Annotated in this window: 17 protein-coding genes; 13 read left to right on the forward strand and 4 right to left on the reverse strand. The window is 63.1% G+C overall.

Annotated elements, in window-relative coordinates; genetic code table 11:
* Positions 1 to 91: 91 nt before the first annotated feature.
* The 3 genes from G7068_RS09465 to G7068_RS16330 all read right to left on the reverse strand — a co-directional run bounded on the left by G7068_RS09465 (position 92) and on the right by G7068_RS16330 (position 1337).
* Positions 92 to 502, reverse strand: a complete 411-nt coding sequence (locus G7068_RS09465) for a hypothetical protein (protein WP_166291472.1) — start codon at positions 500 to 502, stop codon at positions 92 to 94.
* 122 nt (positions 503 to 624) lie between these two features.
* Positions 625 to 1164 (reverse strand): hypothetical protein, encoded by a 540-nt coding sequence (locus G7068_RS09470; RefSeq protein ID WP_166291474.1) that lies wholly within the window; start codon positions 1162 to 1164, stop codon positions 625 to 627.
* The gene (locus tag G7068_RS16330; RefSeq protein WP_205881267.1) at positions 1161 to 1337 is read right to left on the reverse strand and encodes a hypothetical protein; all 177 of its coding nucleotides are present in this window, start codon (positions 1335 to 1337) and stop codon (positions 1161 to 1163) included. The genes G7068_RS09470 and G7068_RS16330 overlap by 4 nt, the downstream gene beginning before the upstream one ends.
* A 628-nt stretch (positions 1338 to 1965) precedes the next feature.
* On the opposite strand from G7068_RS16330, the gene G7068_RS09475 reads away from it, so the two are divergent.
* The 8 genes from G7068_RS09475 (at position 1966) to G7068_RS09510 (ending at position 10252) form a co-directional block, all read left to right on the forward strand.
* On the forward strand, positions 1966 to 2868 hold the full coding sequence (locus G7068_RS09475) for a hypothetical protein (RefSeq protein WP_166291476.1): 903 nt from the start codon (positions 1966 to 1968) through the stop codon (positions 2866 to 2868).
* Positions 2869 to 2985: 117 nt separating this feature from the next.
* Entirely contained in the window at positions 2986 to 4206 is a 1221-nt protein-coding gene (locus tag G7068_RS09480) for a hypothetical protein (protein WP_166291478.1), read from the forward strand.
* Positions 4207 to 4310: 104 nt separating this feature from the next.
* Positions 4311 to 5897 carry an ABC transporter ATP-binding protein gene (locus tag G7068_RS09485; RefSeq protein ID WP_166291480.1) on the forward strand — a complete coding sequence of 529 codons (1587 nt, stop codon included), beginning with the start codon at positions 4311 to 4313 and terminating at the stop codon, positions 5895 to 5897.
* On the forward strand, positions 5834 to 6256 hold the full coding sequence (locus G7068_RS09490) for an ABC transporter permease (protein WP_166291482.1): 423 nt from the start codon (positions 5834 to 5836) through the stop codon (positions 6254 to 6256). The genes G7068_RS09485 and G7068_RS09490 overlap by 64 nt, the downstream gene beginning before the upstream one ends.
* 134 nt (positions 6257 to 6390) lie before the next feature.
* Positions 6391 to 7410, forward strand: a complete 1020-nt coding sequence (locus G7068_RS09495) for a siderophore ABC transporter substrate-binding protein (protein WP_244304422.1) — start codon at positions 6391 to 6393, stop codon at positions 7408 to 7410.
* 8 nt (positions 7411 to 7418) lie between these two features.
* The gene (locus G7068_RS09500; RefSeq protein ID WP_166291486.1) at positions 7419 to 8393 is read left to right on the forward strand and encodes an ABC transporter permease; all 975 of its coding nucleotides are present in this window, start codon (positions 7419 to 7421) and stop codon (positions 8391 to 8393) included.
* A gap of 24 nt (positions 8394 to 8417) precedes the next feature.
* Entirely contained in the window at positions 8418 to 9446 is a 1029-nt protein-coding gene (locus G7068_RS09505) for an iron chelate uptake ABC transporter family permease subunit (RefSeq protein WP_166291488.1), read from the forward strand.
* A complete protein-coding gene (locus G7068_RS09510; protein ID WP_425280478.1) occupies positions 9443 to 10252 on the forward strand; it encodes an iron ABC transporter ATP-binding protein in 810 nt (269 codons plus the stop codon). Before G7068_RS09505 ends, G7068_RS09510 begins: the two co-directional genes overlap by 4 nt.
* A gap of 49 nt (positions 10253 to 10301) precedes the next feature.
* Here the strand turns inward: G7068_RS09510 and G7068_RS09515 are convergent, their stop codons facing one another.
* A complete protein-coding gene (locus G7068_RS09515) occupies positions 10302 to 11729 on the reverse strand; it encodes a glutamyl-tRNA reductase (protein ID WP_244304815.1) in 1428 nt (475 codons plus the stop codon).
* Positions 11730 to 11869: 140 nt separating this feature from the next.
* Here G7068_RS09515 and hemE point away from each other — a divergent pair, with 140 nt between their 5' ends.
* From hemE to hemC, 5 genes are read left to right on the forward strand one after another with little or no spacing between them, the layout of a single operon-like run.
* Positions 11870 to 12982: a uroporphyrinogen decarboxylase gene (hemE, locus tag G7068_RS09520; protein ID WP_166291492.1), complete on the forward strand. Its 1113-nt coding sequence runs from the start codon at positions 11870 to 11872 to the stop codon at positions 12980 to 12982.
* On the forward strand, positions 12972 to 14630 hold the full coding sequence (locus G7068_RS09525) for a protoporphyrinogen/coproporphyrinogen oxidase (protein WP_166291494.1): 1659 nt from the start codon (positions 12972 to 12974) through the stop codon (positions 14628 to 14630). The genes hemE and G7068_RS09525 overlap by 11 nt, the downstream gene beginning before the upstream one ends.
* A 39-nt stretch (positions 14631 to 14669) precedes the next feature.
* Positions 14670 to 15389 (forward strand): hydrogen peroxide-dependent heme synthase, encoded by a 720-nt coding sequence (hemQ, locus tag G7068_RS09530; RefSeq protein ID WP_166291496.1) that lies wholly within the window; start codon positions 14670 to 14672, stop codon positions 15387 to 15389.
* Positions 15386 to 16585: a ferrochelatase gene (locus G7068_RS09535; RefSeq protein WP_166291498.1), complete on the forward strand. Its 1200-nt coding sequence runs from the start codon at positions 15386 to 15388 to the stop codon at positions 16583 to 16585. The genes hemQ and G7068_RS09535 overlap by 4 nt, the downstream gene beginning before the upstream one ends.
* A 47-nt stretch (positions 16586 to 16632) precedes the next feature.
* Positions 16633 to 17646: a hydroxymethylbilane synthase gene (gene hemC, locus G7068_RS09540; protein WP_166293097.1), complete on the forward strand. Its 1014-nt coding sequence runs from the start codon at positions 16633 to 16635 to the stop codon at positions 17644 to 17646.
* Positions 17647 to 17654: the final 8 nt, after the last annotated feature.

Below are 17654 nucleotides of genomic sequence, written 5' to 3' on the forward strand. Positions count from 1 at the left end.
CCTAAAGGTTTGCCAATGTTTATCCACACTCGTAGTCGAAAAGTGCGGCCCACGGCACTCTCAACCCCATGCGATGGATTGGCTGGCGAGCTCAGACGCGGTGCCAGGCTCCGTCACGGTGTTCAAATCGCACGTCGAACTCCGAATTGACCTCAGAGCCTATGTAGCTGAGCGTGATCTCTCGGTCGTTATTCATAACGATTGTTGAGAGGTCGAACATGAAGTTCTTGGCCTCGTGAACGCTTACCCTCGATGCTTCTTCTAGTTCGGCCTGAATAACGTCATCAAATGCGGTCAGCTGTGCAATCACCGAAGCTGCGGTGTCAAGTGACGGAGCTTCAGAACTGCCGGGTTCGTGGGGAAACCAGACTTCGATATCCAGCTCGCCAACCTGGATTTCTATCCAGCATTCTCCATCGGGGCTGACGTTGACCGGCGCGGATCGCAACGCGACTGCAGCTGCCGCTGCATCGTAGCGGCCGCGAATCCACCTGGGTTCCATGCCTCGAGTATCTCGCGCACGGCTGGGGGTCGTCCGTTACTTGAGCGACAGGGGTGTGGCACTGGATTTCCACCATGACTTAGGAAACGAACGTTAACGCCACAATTCCTTAATCTTTTCACTCATTTTCTTGGTTGTTGTTCCAATCCTTGTATGGCCCTCGAAGCCCATTGCGCGATGAATGGCTCTGGGTCGTTGATTGATGTCACCCGACGTTCCTGCAACAAAGTTTCTCCACCCCGAGAAACCACCACGATCACGGTTTCATCATCCAGCGCTGTCGCTGCAACCGTGTCTGAGTCCACAGCCCAGAGCCTCATGTCTGAATCACCCTGAGAGCCTTCTAAAACGATCGCCCCCTGAACCGGCATCCAGGAATCACGGTCACCAAGATGAAGTCGCCAAAGCAGGTTATCTATTTCTTCTGCAGGGGCAGTAGCCACGATGACATCAGCAGAGCCCAAAAGCGGGCTCTTGCTTGAGCTCCAATACCCAACCCAAGCATGGTGCTGCTCTCCATTGAGAGGAAACTCTACGTACACCCCCGGACCCAACCCGCTCAATGAATAGGAGACAATAGGCTGTGCACGCATTTGATCTGCGATTTCAAGGAAGTACTGCTTGGTGACGGGTATATCCGTCACATTCATTCCAGCTTTCACTTTTTCTCCTTCGAAATAAGTTCAAACCAACCCTTAGCGCCAAGAGTGCCGGGGGTGAAGGTGGGGGCTTCAAGCGCGACGCTACTCTCGCGCCACTCCACCACCCAACCGACTCCCAAAAAACGACACCGACATTCCAAGCGGGAAAAATCCTTGGCGTTTTCTGCACTCACTCGCCGCGCCTCAACGGATTTGCGGTCCGCAATTTCGTTATTTGTACTGAGTCCAAAAAACGTGTACATTAAATTCGCGATCTTACTTCAAAATCGCTTTTCGAAATCGCTAGGAACGATATCTATTGAAGAAAACGCTCACGAGTACCGCACTTGCCGTCGCCCTCGTTATTGGGGGAGCCGTCTGCGTGGCGAGTCCGGCACAAGCAGCAATTACGCTGTGTGCGGGGTATAACTACTCAGGTTGTAAAGCCTTCTCGGACAACGGGTCTAAGAATCTGAAGCCAGCGGGGTGGGAAGACGTCACGAGTTCATTGAAGGTGAGCGCCCCAGCGGTGTACACCGACGTGTACCGAGACCGGAATCATAAGGGCCCGAAACTGAGGTTTAGGGTCGGATCACCCGACCTCCGTGGTTGGTGGATGACAAAAACCAGGAACTGGGACAAAGAGATCAGCAGCATGAAGTAGTTCTTGCTCTTCTTGGGATCCGCTCCGGCATCTATGGCTACGGGTTGAACTCTAATCGAGTGTGCAATCAGGCGCTTTGATACCGGAGCGGTCCTTTCCGCTCTCACCGCGACCACCGAACGAGTCGGGGCGCACGATTTGAGGAACATCACTCAAACATGAACTTGAAACAAAAGACAAGTAAGACCGCGAAAGCGAAGGTGCCGGCAGCGATTGGCACTGCAATTGGATTCGTTGTATTGCTCAATGGCTGCAGTACAAGCGTCGAAGACACCTCGCCTGGGGATGGCCCTCGGGTGGAAGACAGCGTTTCGATTGAGGCGTACTCCAATGTCACCGCAGAGCTCGACTTCGAGCGCGGGACGGCGTCCCTTCCACTCGATCCCTATCTAGTCAATGGCGACGACGAATTCTTCGCAAAGGCCACCCATGCAGACTTTGCATATGTCGAGCGCTGCGTTGCCAAACATGGATTCACCTACCTCTCAAACATTGACTGGAGCGCTGTCGAGAAGCCCGAGAATCAACTCTTTGGCGAATGGAGTGTGCCGCTAGCCCAGCAGTATGGCTTGGAGGCACCCTCCAACAGTGGCATCCCGAAAGTAATGCCAAGCCAGGCTGAGCCCGCAATTGAAGAAGCGGCTTCTGCGTGCATGGATGAGGCGAAAGCTCGCGCGCAGAACACGGCTGAATTTCTCGAGAGTCCCCATGTCGACAGCGACATCGAAGTCATGTCTTACGACTTGACCCTTGCGCACCCCGAGGCAAAAGCCGCTATCAACAAGCGATCGGAATGCGTGAAGAAGAAGGGGATCGTTCTCGAAGACGATGGCTATCTCGCGGAGAGCTATTACGAGCAGGATCCAGCAGCGCAGATCAAGGCTGCGACGGTGTTTGCTGAGTGCCAGGTGAGCAGTGGTGCAGTGCAGAAACTCTTCGACCTGTATGCGCGTTACCAGGCTGCGTATATCGATAAGCAAGAGGCGCAGCTCGGAGAACTGCTGAAGCAGAAGCAAACTCATGAGGCCGAGCTGGATCGGATGATTGAGGGCGGAAGCTAGCAGGTTATGGTCGATGGAGGAGTAAAGCTCCGACGGATTCGCCAGCCGGCTCGGCTCGTATCGTTTCTCGCGGTAGTTGGGGTTTGCATTGCCGCCGCATTCTGGGGTGGCACTCTTGTGCATTCACCGCAGCGAGACGCGCTCGAAACGGCAGAACGTAGCGTGCCGGTGTTTGCGAAAATCGAGAAGAGAGTCGTTGCTGAGCAACTGCGTGCACCGCTCACATTTGTCGCCGGAACGACCTATAAAGCGTTTGTGCTTGAGGCGTCAAAACAGGCGGAAAGCGTCGCTGCGGCGGCGCCCGCTGCGGCGAATGCGTCGGTCGACAACACTGGGGCCGCGGCCGAGGCGGAGGCCGGGCAAGATAGGCCCTCTCTGCCAAAACCGTATGTTCCCGATATTGACGCCGCCGTTGTGAGCGCGGTTCTGCGGAGCCCGGGCAGTGTGGTGAGCACTGGGCAGGTTATTGGCGAAGTGTCGAACCGACCCGTTATTGCGATTCCCGGTGAGGTGCCGCTCTTTCGCAATCTGGTTGTGGGCACCCGCGGAGAGGATGTTGCTGGGCTGCAGCGAATGCTGATCGGGCTCGGGTACTACGGTGTTGACGACTCGGGCGAGATGGGATCAGGCACACTCAACGCCATGGCGCGTTTGTACCAGGAACAGGGTTATCAACTCCCCTTTGTTGGCGATGGGGTGCGCGGAGTGAATTGGCGAGAGCTGCTTCGTCTACCGAAGCCGACAATGACCGTTGTCTCCGTCGCGCAGGTCGGTGAAAAACTGAACGGCGACACACCTTTCATGGCCTTTGAAGACAAACCAGCCGTGTTAAAAACGGAGTTAACCGTGCCCGAGGCCGAGGCGCTTGCCCCCGGTGTCGCGGTTGGTGTGCAGATCGACTCGGCTCAGCCGCTACGGGCCGCAGTGCACTCCCGCGGAGACGCCGTGACGAACAAGGAATCCGGAAAGGTGACTCGAGAAGTCGTTCTGCCGTTACCCGAGGGAGTGACGTCCGACAGCCTTAAGGGGGCCACGGCGCTGCTTGTGAGCCTCGACACCGCGGCCGAGAGCCTCGCAGTGCCGCTCACGGCGCTTCGACAAGACCGGGGTAAAACCTACGTTCTGGTGCCGACGTCTGAGAACAAGGCGGCTAGCGCGGAGAAGGCGGACAAACGCTCAGCAGCTGGTGGCTCCGAGCAGGTCACTGCTGAGAGCGAGCGAGGGTTTCTACGAATCTCTGTGACGCCGACAAAACAGGCTGCGGGCTGGGTGAGCCTCAAGACAGACGAACTTGAGGTTGGTGCAGAGGTGCTGGTCTCCAAGTTGGCTTCTCAATGAGTCATGCAGAACGGAGTACACCGCCCGGTGATATTGTTCTTCGCCTGGATCATGTCGCACGCCGCTTTGGTACAGGGGCTTCGCTAACTCATGCGCTTCGCGCAGTGACCCTCACGGTTCGCGAGGGGGAGTTCGTTGCAATTGTTGGCCCGTCGGGTGCGGGTAAGTCGACGCTTCTCAACATTCTCGGTCTGCTCGATCTAGCAACTTCAGGATCCTATGTGTTGAACGGGCGCAACGTTGATGAGATGACCGAGCGGGAACGCAACGAAGCCAGGTCGCGAGATATCGGCTTCGTGTTCCAGGCTTCGCATATGCTGCTGCACAGCACCACGGCGGAAAATGCGGCACTTGGCTTGGCGATTCAGGGCGCCACGATTTCGGATCGTGTGACACGGGTGCAGAGTGCACTCGAGCGCGTGAACATGCTTGAGCGTCGCAACGAACTGGCAAAAAACCTATCGGGAGGTGAACGACAGCGGGTTGCGATCTCGCGGGCGATCGCAACGGAGCCGCGCTTGCTGCTTGCTGACGAACCGACGGGAGCGCTTGATACCGAGAACTCAAAGAACATCATTGCGTATCTGCAGGAACTGAACCGTGCGGGTATGACGGTCGTCGTTATCACACACGACCCCCTGGTGGCAGAGGCGGCCGGACACCAGATTCATCTGGTTGACGGGGTTCTTGACGACGGAAGCGGAACTCCCGCCGAACCCGGCGCGGAATTCGTCGCAGGGCCCGCGAAAAGTTCTCGGTCTGCGATGCAGCGGGTTCGGAGTCTCGCGAGTTGGATCCGAGGTTTGCAGGTGGACGCGGTGTTTCGAAGGAAGCTGCTCGATGAGATGGGGGAGGCTATCTCTGGGCACGTGGGTCGGCCAGCGAGAAGCCTGCTGTTACTCTTCGCATTTCTTCTTGGTTCCGGTGGTCTCGTTGCGGCGCTTGGGATAAGCCAGAGTGCTGCGCATCAGGTTGCTGATCGTCTTACGAAAGCAAGCCTTGACGAGGTCGTGGTGCACCCGGACCGCCTCATTCCGCTGAGTAGCTCGGAATACGACGAAACAGATCCTTCCGGGGTCGCAGCTCTATTGAAGGCGCTCGAGGGTGTACAAGAGGTTGGCTTGCGCGCGCCAGTTGTCAAAGGGGCAGCGCGGGTGTCCACTCTTCAGCCGGGCACCATTCCCAAGGAAGTATCGTTCGAGGGCAGCGTTGTTGTTGCGGATGCCAGCCTGCTGCGCCTGCTGAACTGCGCCGTCGCGCCCGATGGGGCAGAGGGGCTCCTCAGCAATACGTGGGAGGGTGCGGTTGCCGTGGTGGGCGCGGAAGCCGCCGAGTCTTTGGGGATGCGCACTCCAGCTGATCCAAATGGCACATCTAATGTGAGCGAAGCCATCGAGTCACTCTGGGTAAATAATCGCGAAATCGATGTTGTGGGTGTTATCCAGAACCCCGGAAGAGACTCGCGACTTTCGAATGCCGTTGTGTTGTCACGCACCGCGGGAGAAGGCCTTGAGACGAGTGAGCGCTCACTGGTGGTGCGAACAGAGGCAGGTTTTCCCGCCCCATCGCGGAGGCAGCGCCGCTTGCGATTGATCCGGCTAGGCCCGCAACGACCAAGATTTCTACCGTGGCAGACCTGCGAAATCTCAGCATCGGAGTATCCACGGACCTCGGAGCCCTCGTATCGGTGATGTCGTTGGTGTTGCTTGTTCTCGCGTCGTTGAGTTCAGCAACCGCGATGTACCTTTCAGTGCAGTCGCGTGCTGCGGAGATCGCACTTCGAAGAGCGATCGGGGCGAGTCGCATGGTCACCTGGCGAATGTTCACGTTTGAGGGCTTGACCATCGGTGTTGCCGGGGGAATAGCCGGCTGTGCCGTAGGTGTGGCGGGCGTCTTACTCGTGTGTGCGCTGCACGGCTGGACCCCCGTGTTGGAGGCAGGAATTCTGGGGGTGGGTTTGGCCGCCGGGGCATTGTCGGGTGTCGTCTCATCGATTTATCCGGCCCTAGTGGCCGCAAATGCGTCGCCAGCGGAGGCGATTCGGGGGTAGTGCCCACCGATCTAGTCGCCGCCGGGAGGCCGCCGCGGGGGAGAGTAGTTCAACGGAAACACTCACTTTCTTGAATCATCGGATGAATGTAAGTATATGCTTACTTTGATCGGATGATTCAAGAAGGAGTTAATGTGAGCTGGCCAACGAGCCCAAAAACCGCAGTTACCCGCAAGGCCTCGATTGTGCTGGCGCTGGGAGCTGCCCTGTTGCTCTCAGCGTGCAGCGGTGATTCCCCAGCCGAGGCAGAATCCAGTGATGGCTCGGGATCCACAGCCACGGTGACCATCACCGACAATCACGGCGAGGTCGAGGTGCCGGTGAACCCGAAGACCGTTGTCGCTCTCGACAACACCGTCTTTGAAACCCTCAGCGAGTGGGACATCAAGCTGGCCGCGGCCCCCAAGGGTGTGATGGGTTCAGCGTGGCCCGGTTACACCGACGACACGAAGGTCGCCGACGTTGGCAACCACCGCGAACCCAATCTCGAGACGATCGTTGCGGCGCAGCCCGACCTCATCATTGGTGGGTACCGCTTTGGCGATTACTACGACGAAATCAAAAAGCAGAACCCGCAGGCCGCCGTCATCGAGATCGCACCGCGTCCAGATAAGGATGCCTTCACCGAGCTCGAACGGCAGACCGAGATCCTCGGCCAGATCTTCGACCGTGAAGACGAGGCGAAGGCGCTGAATGACAAACTCGACTCGGCCATTGCGGGCGCAAAGGCCGCCTACAACGGCACGGACTCGGTCATGACTGTCAACACCTCAGCCGGCAAAATCGGCTACATTGCGCCCGAGGTTGGCCGGTCTCTCGGACCGGTCTTCCCCGCGCTGGGCTGGAAGCCCGCCCTTGAGGTCGACGGCGCAACCGACAACCACCAGGGCGACGACATTACGGTAGAGGCGATCGCTGACTCCAACCCGGATTGGATCGTTGCGCTTGATCGTGACGCGGCCTTTGCCGCGGCTGACCGGGAGGCAGGATCGGCTCCCGCGACCGAGCTCATCACGAAGTCGGAAGCGCTGAAGAATGTGCCCGCGGTGCGTGAGGGACACATCGTGGTGCTTGATCCGAACTTCTACCTGGAAGAGGGGATCCAGTCGTACACCGATCTCTTCAACCAGCTAGAGAAGGCGTTCGCCGCCTAGTTCACCCGATGCTCCAGACCACCATCGAACCCCCACGTCAGAAGCGCCGCTGGCGGGCGCTCGCGACCGCGATCCTTGTTGTCTGCGGATTGCTCGTTGCCTCGCTCGCCATCGGTGTGTATGACATCACGGCCGACGACTTCGGCGCCGAACTGGTGTGGATCACGCGGGTGCCGCGAACGCTCGCGCTCGTGCTCGCGGGTGCCGCGATCGCCACGAGCGGGCTCGTCATGCAGATGCTCACGCAGAACCGCTTTGTCGACGCAACGACCTCGGGTACGACAGAGTGGGCGGCGCTTGGGTTGCTGCTGAGTGCCCTGTTGCTGCCGGATCTTGGGCTCGTGGGCAAGATGGTGGTCGCGAGTTGCTTTGCCTTCGCCGGGGCGATGCTGTTCATGCTGATCCTGAGCCGCGTGGTGATTCGCTCGACGCTGGTGGTGCCGCTCATCGGGATCATGCTGGGGGCGGTCGTGAGCGCCGCGACCACGTTTCTTGCCGCGCAGTTCAGCCTGCTGCAGATGCTCGGCACCTGGTTTATGGGCAGCTTCACGCAGGTGGTTCGCGGCCGCTATGAGGTGCTGTGGGTGGTCGCGGTCGTGACGATCCTGGTGTTTGTGCTGGCGGATCGCATTACCGTGGCGGGCCTCGGTAAAGACGTGGCGACGAGTATCGGTGTGAACTACCAAACGATCCTCGTGAGTGGCACGGCGCTCGTGGCGGTTGCCGCGGGCGTCACGGTTGTGGTGGTCGGGTTCTTGCCGCTGCTCGGGCTGGTCGTGCCGAATATCGTGTCGATGGTTCGTGGTGACAATGTGCGCGCCAACCTGCCGTGGGTGGCGCTCGGTGGCATTGCGCTGGTCACACTGTGCGACATCATCGGGCGCCTGATCATTCGGCCGTTTGAGGTGCCGGTGTCGATGGTGCTTGGACTTGTCGGCGCAGTCGTGTTTATTGCTCTGCTGTTTCGGCAGCAGCGGGCCTAACTCGGTGAGAAGAGAGTGGGAGATATGACCAGCACGCTTGCGGCTCCGGATGTCGCTGCGACGGGTGTTGAAGGTGCCCCGGGGCATTCTCGTTGGCACCGGCTGTGGCCGATCCTCGCGGCGCTGACGCTTGCCGTCGTGTTTGCGATCGCGATCCTGAGTTACGACAATCCCGCGCCGCTTGGCAGCGCTGGTTACTGGATCATCGTGCAATCGCGACTGACCGCCCTCGCCACGATCGTGTTTGTTGCGGCGAGCCAGGCGCTCGCCACCGTGCTGTTTCACACGGCGACGAATAACCGGATTCTGACGCCCTCGATTCTCGGTTTTGATGCGCTGTACGTGCTGACCCAAACCGCGCTCGTGTTTGTGTTTGGCACGGCGGCATCGAGCCTCGAGGGAATACCGAAGATTCTCGCGCAGAGTGCACTCATGGTGCTCTTTGCGACGGCGCTGTACGGCTGGTTGTTTTCGGGCAAGCGGCAGAACCTGCACCTGCTCTTGCTGGTGGGGGTGGTGCTCGGAATCGGGTTTGGGTCCGTCTCGACACTCATGCAGCGGCTGCTCACCCCGAGTGAGTTCGACGTGCTGAGCGCGCGGCTGTTCGGCAGCATCGGGAAGGGCAACCCCGAGTACCTGCCGTTTGCGGCCGGAATTGTTGGCGCGATCCTGCTGTTTGTGTGGCTGCGGCGGCGCACCTACGACGTTGTTGCGCTCGGCCGAGATGTCGCGATTGGGCTCGGCGTGAATTACCAGCGCGAGGTGCGCACGATCCTGATCCTCGTTGCCGTGCTGGTTTCGGTCGCGGTGACGATGGTGGGGCCGATGACCTTCTTTGGGTTTCTGGTGGCGACGCTCACCTACCAGTTTGCGCGGGGTGACTCGCACGCTGAGACGATCCCGCTCGCCATCACGATCGGACTCGCGACGCTGTTGGGTGCGACGTTTGTGCTGAAGCACGTGTTTGCAGCGGCGGGACTTGTCACGGTGATTATTGAGTTTGCAGGCGGGGTTTTGTTTCTTGTTGTGTTGCTGCGAAAGGGGATGAGGTGAGTTTGGCTGTCGTTGATGCTGCCGTTGCTGCCGTTGCTGGCGGGGGTATTGAGGTCGCCGGTGTTGCGAAGCACTACGCCGGGCGCCAGGTTCTCGGGCCGATTGACTTGAGTCTTGAGCGCGGCGGGGTGACCGCCCTGATCGGGCCCAACGGGGCAGGCAAGTCGACTCTGCTCACGATCATCGGGCGGCTGCTGGAGCCGGATAGCGGCAGGATCACCGTCGGTGGTCTCGATGTGCGCGTGACCAAGTCGCGGGAACTCGCAACGGTGGTGTCGATCCTGAAGCAAGAGAACCACTTCACCGCGCGACTGACAGTGCAGCAGCTGGTCACGTTTGGTCGGTTTCCGCACTCTGCCGGGCGGATCACGGAGGCTGACCGGCGCGCGATCCACGCGGCCATCGCCTTTCTCGATCTGGCCGGCATGGAGGATCGTTTTATCGACGAGCTCTCGGGTGGGCAGCGGCAGCGCGCGTTTGTGGCGATGGTGCTGGCGCAAGACACCGAGTATGTGCTGCTCGACGAGCCGCTCACCGGGCTCGACATGCGGCACGCGGTCGGCATGATGGCGCAGGTGCGAGCAGCGGCCGACGCACTCGGCAAGACGATTGTGCTGGTGGTGCACGACGTGAACTTTGCGGCTGCGTATGCGGATCGGATCGTGGCGCTCGCCGACGGGCGTGTTGTGGCCTCGGGCACGCCTGACGAGATTGTGGTGCCGGAGGTGCTCGAGCGAATCTTCGAGACGCCGGTTGACGTGATCCGCCACGGCGATCACCCGGTCGCGGTGTACTACCGGCCTTGAGGGACAGTCCCTCGACGCATGCAGCCCCTCAGCACACCGGGCCTGCGAGCTAGCCGCGCACGTCGAAGAGCAGGTCGACCGCGGCGTGGGCCGCGGGCGCGTTGCCTGCGCGGCCTGCCTCGCGGATGCGCACCGAGGGGCGGTGTAGCAGGCGGCCAGCGAAGTGGCGCAGCGCGGCCTCGATGGCGGCACGCTCCTTGGCGGCTTCACCGACGTGTTCGTTGCTTGCGGCGGCTGTGGTGCCGTCAGGATCACCGGGCGCCTCTGCTGAGCCACCCCCACCGGGTGCGAGACGCTGCAGCTCGTCGTCGAGCAGCTCGTACACGTGGCTGCGCAGCGCGACGAGCGCCGGCATCGCGTCGTTCTCGGCGCGCATTGCAGAGAACTCCTCGACCGCGTCGCGCACAATTCCGCGTGCCTCGGACTCGGCGCTCAGCTCGGCGAGAGGGGCGTGTTTTGCGATCAGGTCGAGGTCGAGCAGCTCGATGCCAGACACCAGCTCGGCTGCTTGCTCAACATTGCGGGGCACGCCGAGGTCGATGATGAGGCGTGGCCGGGCAGCACTGAGCAGAACGGTGCGCCCCGGTTTTGCAGTCGTCGTGCGGCCGCGCTTCGGGCCAGTGGAACTCGGGCCAGCGGAATTCGGGCCAGGCACCAGCCCCGCCACGGTCTCGCAGAAGGGCCGCCGCGCGGGGCGCTGCGTGCGCGAGAGCAGTTCCGCCTGCAAGATCGGCTCTTGGGCGAGGCTCGTTGTGACGATCAGGTCGGCCTCGGCGAGAGCCTCCTCGAGCTCGTGCGCCGCGATGGCCGAGATGCCGTGCGACGCCGCGAAGCCCTCGGCTCGCCCCGAGGGGGAGTAGACCGACACCCGGGTGGCACCGCGTGCGCGAAGCGCAGCAAGGCTTGCACCGGCGTACATGCCCGTGCCAACCAGTACGACCCGCGTGGTGGCCCAGTCACCGATGCGACTCTGCGCCATGGCGAGCGCGAGCCGAACCAGCGAACGCCCGGCAGTCTGCACCCCGGTACGGTGCTTGATCTGACGAGAGGTTCGTGCCGCAAACTGAAACAGTCGCTCGAGCTCGCTCGATGTGCTGCCCTGATCCCGAGCCTGCTCGAGGGCACGACGCACCTGACCGGCAATCTCGCCCTCACCAACAACCACCGATTCGAGGCCACCGGCAACCGAGAACAGGTGCTCAACCGCGTCGAGGTCCGAGCGGAGCACCAGGCGATCTCGCAGGCGCCGCTCCTCGATGCCGGTAACTCCCGATATGCGACTGATGCTCCGATTGACCGCGTCGGGCGAGTCGACGTCGAGATACGCTTCAAAACGGTTGCAGGTTGCGAGCACAACGGAGCCGTCTGTGAGCGTTGGATCTGTGAGGGCCTCAACCACGGGCGCGGTGTGGCGTTCGATGGTCCCTAAAAAGTCGAGGTCGACGTTGCGGTGCTCAAGAGAGAGGCAAACTAACACGTCGCGCGGCCAGCTTTCGTCGAATCGTAACGGGTGCGGAGGGTCGAGAAAACGGCCCAATTCTGCCGTTCGCAGCGGGCAAGATACACCCGGTTCCTGCGAACTACTTCATCAGATGAACATGCTAGCATCAACATCTGATGAATACGTTACCCATCACGCACCCCCTCAGCGGCGGTCTCACGGCGGCGGCCCCGCTGGTTCAAGCACTCCGCGGCACCCGCCCGAGTCGGCTTCCCGTGTGGTTCATGCGCCAGGCCGGCAGGTCGCTGCCCGAGTATCGCGAGTTGCGTGCGCAAACCTCGATGCTCGATGCCTGCCTCGATCCCGCACAGGCCGCCGAGATCACCCTGCAGCCGGTGCGTCGCCACGGAGTTGACGCCGCGATCTTCTTCAGCGACATCGTCATTCCGCTCAAAATGGCGGGTGTTGAGGTCGACATTGTGGCGGGACGCGGCCCCGTGTTTGCGCGGCCCGTGCGCACTGCAGCCGACGTTGAGCGGCTGCGGGCCGAGCACCCCGTCGAGCGCCTGCGCGAGGCGATGTCGCCCATCCGCGAGGCGGTGCAGCTGGTAACGGCAGAGCTCGGCGGCACCCCGCTTATCGGATTTGCGGGCGCCCCCTTCACCCTCGCCGCCTATCTTGTTGAGGGCGGACCCTCTCGCGACCACCTTCGCGCACGCACGCTCATGCGCGCCGATCCCGCTGCCTGGAACGCCCTGCTCACCTGGACCGCCGAGCTCAGCGGTGTGTTTCTTGAGGAGCAGGTGCTGGCGGGGGCGAGTGCCGCACAGCTCTTTGACTCCTGGGCGGGCTCGCTCGGCACGCACGACTACGCCCAGCACGTCGCACCGTCTTCGGCGCACACACTCGCGCGGGTGCAGCAGTTGCGCTGGGTTGATCCCGCGTCGGGTGACGCGACGCAGCACCAGATCCCCACGATTCACTTTGCGGTGGGGGCGGATCACCTGCTCGAAGAGTTCGCCACACTTCACACGAGTGCGCTCGGCATCGACTGGCGTATTCCCCTGGATCACGCGAGCGCAAGGCTCGGCCATCGAGTGCCACTCCAGGGCAACCTCGATCCCGCGCTGCTGTTCGCGCCGCCGGCCGCGATCGAGGCCCACCTCAACGAGGTGATCGAGCAGGGGCGAAGCGCACCGGCTCACGTGCTTAACCTCGGCCACGGGGTGCCTCCAGAAACGGATCCAGAGGTGCTGACCCGCATCGTACGACTGGCCCATGGCGAGTGACGTGGTCCAGTCTGTTGCCGCGGCGGAGGCTGCTCGCTCACGGGGAGGATTCCCGCGGGTAGCGGTGATTGGCGGAGGTATCGCCGGGCTCGTTGCCGCCTGGGAACTCGCCCGCAGCGGCGCCGAGGTGCAACTTTTTGAGCGGGCTGACCGCTTGGGGGGTCGCGTGTGTGCTGGGCAACTCGGTGGGGTTCACTTCGACCTTGGCCCCGAATCGTACGCGACGCGCGGCGGCGAGGTTGAGCGGCTGTTGGCTGACCTGGGGCTCGCGGGCAGGATCACCGCCACCTCCGGGGGTCGAAGCTGGGTGGTGAGTAAAGGCCGCGCGGCGCCGCTCCCACCGGCGGGAGCGATTGGAATTCCAGCAAGGCCGTGGGGCGCTGAGGCCCGACGTGTCATTGGTGTGCAGGGAGCCCTGCGCTGCACGATCGAGCCGTGGTTGCCGCGGAGTATCGGCAAGCGCGAGTCGTCACTCGGCGGTGTCGTGCGCGCGCGGCTTGGGCGCCGAACGCTTGATCGTCTAGTCGCGCCGGTGGTGCGGGGCATTTACTCCGCGAATCCCAGTGCGCTACCGATCTCTGCCGTGCCCGGATTGGCTCAGACCTACGTCGAACGCGGCTCCTTGCGCGCGGCGGCCCAAAAGCAGCGCGGCAGTGCGCGAGCCTCGGGGGCCGCTGTGGCTGGGGTGCGTGGTGGTGTGCACAGTGTCGTTGCCTACCTGGAGCAGGAGCTTGAGCGCCTTGGTGCGCGGATCTACCGGGAGACCGAGGTCGCGGCTGTGCGGGCGCCCAAGGGGGCTTTGTTCGAACCCGATGGCGATTCGGTGGATGCCGCGCCGCACCAGTTCACCCGAGGGTTTGAGGTGGTGGTCGACGGCGGGCGGGTGCACGCGGTTGACGCGGTGCTGGTGACGGTGCCGGGGATCCTGCCGGTGATTACCTCGGACCGCGGTCACGCTGCGGAACCTTCGAAGCGGGCGGCAAGTTCATCTGATGAATTCGTCATGTCTGATGAAGTCTCGAACGCGGAAGCGCGCAAGGGCGAGCGCGTGGGCGGGACCACTGCTGGGCCCGCTGACTCGTCCACCTGGGTCGAGGTCATTGCGATCCTCGTTGAAGATGAGCGCCTTAACGCGGCACCCCGCGGCACGGGCGCGCTCGTGGCGGAAGACGCGCGGCACGCGACCCCTCCTATCGCGGCGAAGGCGCTCACCCACGCCAATATCAAGTGGGCCTGGCTGGCCGAGCAGTTGCCAATGAACACCCACCTGCTGCGGCTCTCGTACGGCGAACACGGTGCCGATGCGGTGACCCTGCAGATGCCCGACCCGGCAGTCGAGCGCTTGGCCCTCGCCGATGCGGGCGCGATCCTGGGCATCGACCTACCCGAAGCGGCGCTCAAGGGCATGGCGAGGCAGACCCACGAGATCCCTCGTGCTGGTTCGCGTCCGTCCGCGACTCCGCAGCGGGCCGCCGACGAGCCGATCGGTGCAGCCGAGCAAGGTCTTGGTCCGTCCCTGCCTCGGGGCATCTTCGCAACGGGTGAGTGGGTTGCCGGCACCGGCTTTGCTGCGGTCATTCCCTCCGCTCGCGCCTCAGCACGGGCGCTGCTCGCGACGGTGGCACCAGCGCAACCGAGCCACCCCTGAACCACACGTCCACACGCCAGCCACACGAAGGAGTCACACATGAGCACCGGTCACACGAGTGAGCCGAGCACTGAGACAGCCACCCCGCAGGGGTATGCGCTCTGGGCGATTTACCGGCGGGATCCGCACCGCACTGCGAACGCCAATGCAGGATTTGATCCCGCAGCCGAGACCGCCGAACTTCAGCGGGCCCAGGCCGAGGTTGAGGCGAACGGCGTCACGGTGCGCGGCTGGTACGACGTGTCGGGGTTGCGCGCCGACGCCGACCTGATGGTGTGGCTGCACGGACCAACCGCCGAGGGCCTGCAGGCCGAACTGCGCCGCCTGCGCCGAACCGCGGCGCTCGAGCGACTGCTTCCCACCTGGCAGGCGCTCGGTGTACACCGCGACGCGGAGTTCAACCGCGCGCACGTGCCTGGATTCTTGCGTGGAGAGCGCGCCCGCGAGTGGCTGTGCCTCTACCCCTTCGTGCGCAGCACCGAGTGGTACCTGCTGCCGACCGAGGAGCGCAGCGCGATGCTCGCCCACCACGGCCGGGTTGGTGCGGCGCACCGCGGCGTGGTTGCGAACACCGTGTCGGCGTTCGCTCTCGGCGACTACGAGTGGCTGCTGCCGATGGAGTCCGACGAGCTCACCGAGCTGGTCGACATGATGCGGGATCTGCGCGCGACCGAAGCGCGTCGACACATGCGCGAGGAGACGCCGTTCTACACGGGCCGCCGTATTGAGGCGGCAGAGATTCTGGAGGTCGTACGATGAGCACACGCGAGGCAGACTACGGGGTTGCCACCGCCCAGGTAACCGTTCCCCACGCGAGTGAGGCTGCGCGATCCGGACCCGAACACGTTGAGACCCCCACAGCCTACGACGCGATTTTGCTTGCTGGCTTCGGCGGGCCCGAGGGCCAAGACGACGTGATCCCGTTTCTGCGAAACGTGACGCGCGGCCGCGGCATCCCCGATGAGCGCCTTGAAGAGGTCGCGCACCACTATCGTCACTTCGGCGGCGTGAGCCCCATCAATGATCAGAACCGCGAGCTGAAGGCTGCCCTCGAGGTTGAACTCGCCTCGCGCGGCATCGATCTGCCGGTGCTCTGGGGCAACAGGAACTGGGACCCGTACATCACCGACGTGCTGAAGGATGCCCACGAGCAAGGCCACAAGCGCGTCATCGCGATCGCGACGAGCGCCTACTCGTCGTTCTCGTCGTGCAGGCAGTACCGCGAAAACTTTGCCGAGTCGCTTGAGAATGCCGACCTTGTCGGCAGTATGACGATCGATAAGGTGCGCCCGTTTTTCGATCACCCCGGGTTCGTTGAGCCGTTTATCGAGGGTGTTCGGGCGGGGATCCAGCAGCTGCGCGAGCAACTGCCCGACCTTGATGTTGCGCGCGAGGTGCGGATCCTCTTCGCCACCCACTCCATCCCGACAGCGGATGCTGAGCGCTCGGGCGCCCGCGACCGTGATTACGGCCCCGGTGGCGCGTACGCCGCTCAGCACCTCGCGGTCAGTGAGGTCGTCGCGCACGCGGCGGGCGAGGGAGCCGCGTGGGATCTGGTGTACCAATCGCGCAGTGGCCCGCCGTCGCAGCCGTGGCTCGATCCCGACATCAACGACGCCATCGCGCTGCTGCCAGCCGAGGGTGTGCGGGCGGTGGTGATCGTGCCGATCGGATTTGTGAGCGACCACATGGAGGTGCTGTGGGATCTCGACACCGAGGCCCTCGAGACCTGCCGCGAGCACGGGCTCGCCGCCGTGCGCGTGCCGACCCCGGGCAAGCACCAAGCCTACGTGCGTGGTCTTGTTGACCTGGTGCTTGAGCGCCGTGACGGCACTCCCGCGAGTGAGCGGCCAGCCATGACGAAGCTCGGGCCGTGGTTCGATGTGTGCCGACCCGGGTGCTGCGAGAACGTGCGGGCCGGGTTCAAGCCGGCGGCTGCGGGGATCGCGCCGTGACCGGGCGTGTGTTCGCGCCGGGGGAGCATCCCGACTCCAGGCTTGGTGTGCGCGGAGACACTTACCTGTCTCCGCAGCGCGGTTTGATTCGTATTGGTACCCGCCGCAGTCGCCTCGCGATCGCCCAGACGACGCAGGTCGCGAAAAAGGTTGCACGTGAAACGGGCGCCGATGTGGCCCTCGTAACGGTGACCACAAAGGGTGATGTGTCGCGGGCCCCGCTCGCGCAGCTCGGCGGTACGGGTGTGTTTGTGAGCGCGTTGCGTGACGCGCTGCTCGACAACCGATGTGACCTCGCAGTGCACTCGTTTAAGGATCTGCCGACCGGGCCCTGCGAGGGCATCGTGGTTGGCGCGGTGCCCGAGCGCGCCGATCCGCGCGATGCACTCTGCGCGCGCGACGGGCTAAGCCTGCGTGAGCTGCCCGCGGGGGCTCGTGTTGGCACCGGCTCGCCCAGGCGGGCGGCGCAGGTGCTGGCGGTGCGTCCCGACCTGCAGGTCGAAGACATTCGCGGCAACATCGACACGCGGCTCAGCTTTGTTGGTGACTCGCTCGACGCGGTTGTGCTCGCGGCGGCCGGGCTTGATCGTGCTGACAGCTCAGACGTGATCACCGAGCGCTTCGACCTGGCGCGGGTACCAACCGCCCCCGCGCAGGGTGCACTCGCGGTTGAGGTGCGAGGCGTGGGTGCGAGGCCCGGGATCTCAGACCTCACCGAGCCGCTCGTTGCGGCGGCACTACGCGCCCTCGAGCATCCGGCGTCGCGCCTCACGGCGCTGGCCGAACGGTCAGTGCTCACAACACTCGAGGCGGGGTGCGCGGCGCCGATCGGCGCAACGGCGCACATCGCGGGTGGCACGCTGCAGCTTCGTGCGATCGTGTACCGCACTGACGGCACCGAGCACTTGGAGGTCGTGCAGTCGACGGCCCTCGGGAACGGCACGGCAGGGGAGGCGCTTGCGCTGCAGCTGGGTCGTGATGTCGCCGGTGAACTGCTGAGTCGGGGCGCGGCCGAGCTGACCGATCTCGGGGCGGTGCTCGCGCGTCAGGGCAACAGGTAGCGCCGATT

Origin of the sequence: Leucobacter viscericola (assembly GCF_011299575.1) — a bacterium.
GTDB lineage: Bacteria > Actinomycetota > Actinomycetes > Actinomycetales > Microbacteriaceae > Leucobacter > Leucobacter viscericola.

Coding starts and splice junctions, on each gene's coding strand:
- G7068_RS09465 (WP_166291472.1), bottom strand. CDS start 502: ATGGAACCCAGGTGGATTCGCGGCCGCTACGATGCAGCGGCAGCTGCA.
- G7068_RS09475 (WP_166291476.1), top strand. CDS start 1,966: ATGAACTTGAAACAAAAGACAAGTAAGACCGCGAAAGCGAAGGTGCCG.
- G7068_RS09500 (WP_166291486.1), top strand. CDS start 7,419: ATGCTCCAGACCACCATCGAACCCCCACGTCAGAAGCGCCGCTGGCGG.
- G7068_RS09505 (WP_166291488.1), top strand. CDS start 8,418: ATGACCAGCACGCTTGCGGCTCCGGATGTCGCTGCGACGGGTGTTGAA.
- hemE (WP_166291492.1), top strand. CDS start 11,870: ATGAATACGTTACCCATCACGCACCCCCTCAGCGGCGGTCTCACGGCG.
- G7068_RS09525 (WP_166291494.1), top strand. CDS start 12,972: ATGGCGAGTGACGTGGTCCAGTCTGTTGCCGCGGCGGAGGCTGCTCGC.
- hemQ (WP_166291496.1), top strand. CDS start 14,670: ATGAGCACCGGTCACACGAGTGAGCCGAGCACTGAGACAGCCACCCCG.
- G7068_RS09535 (WP_166291498.1), top strand. CDS start 15,386: ATGAGCACACGCGAGGCAGACTACGGGGTTGCCACCGCCCAGGTAACC.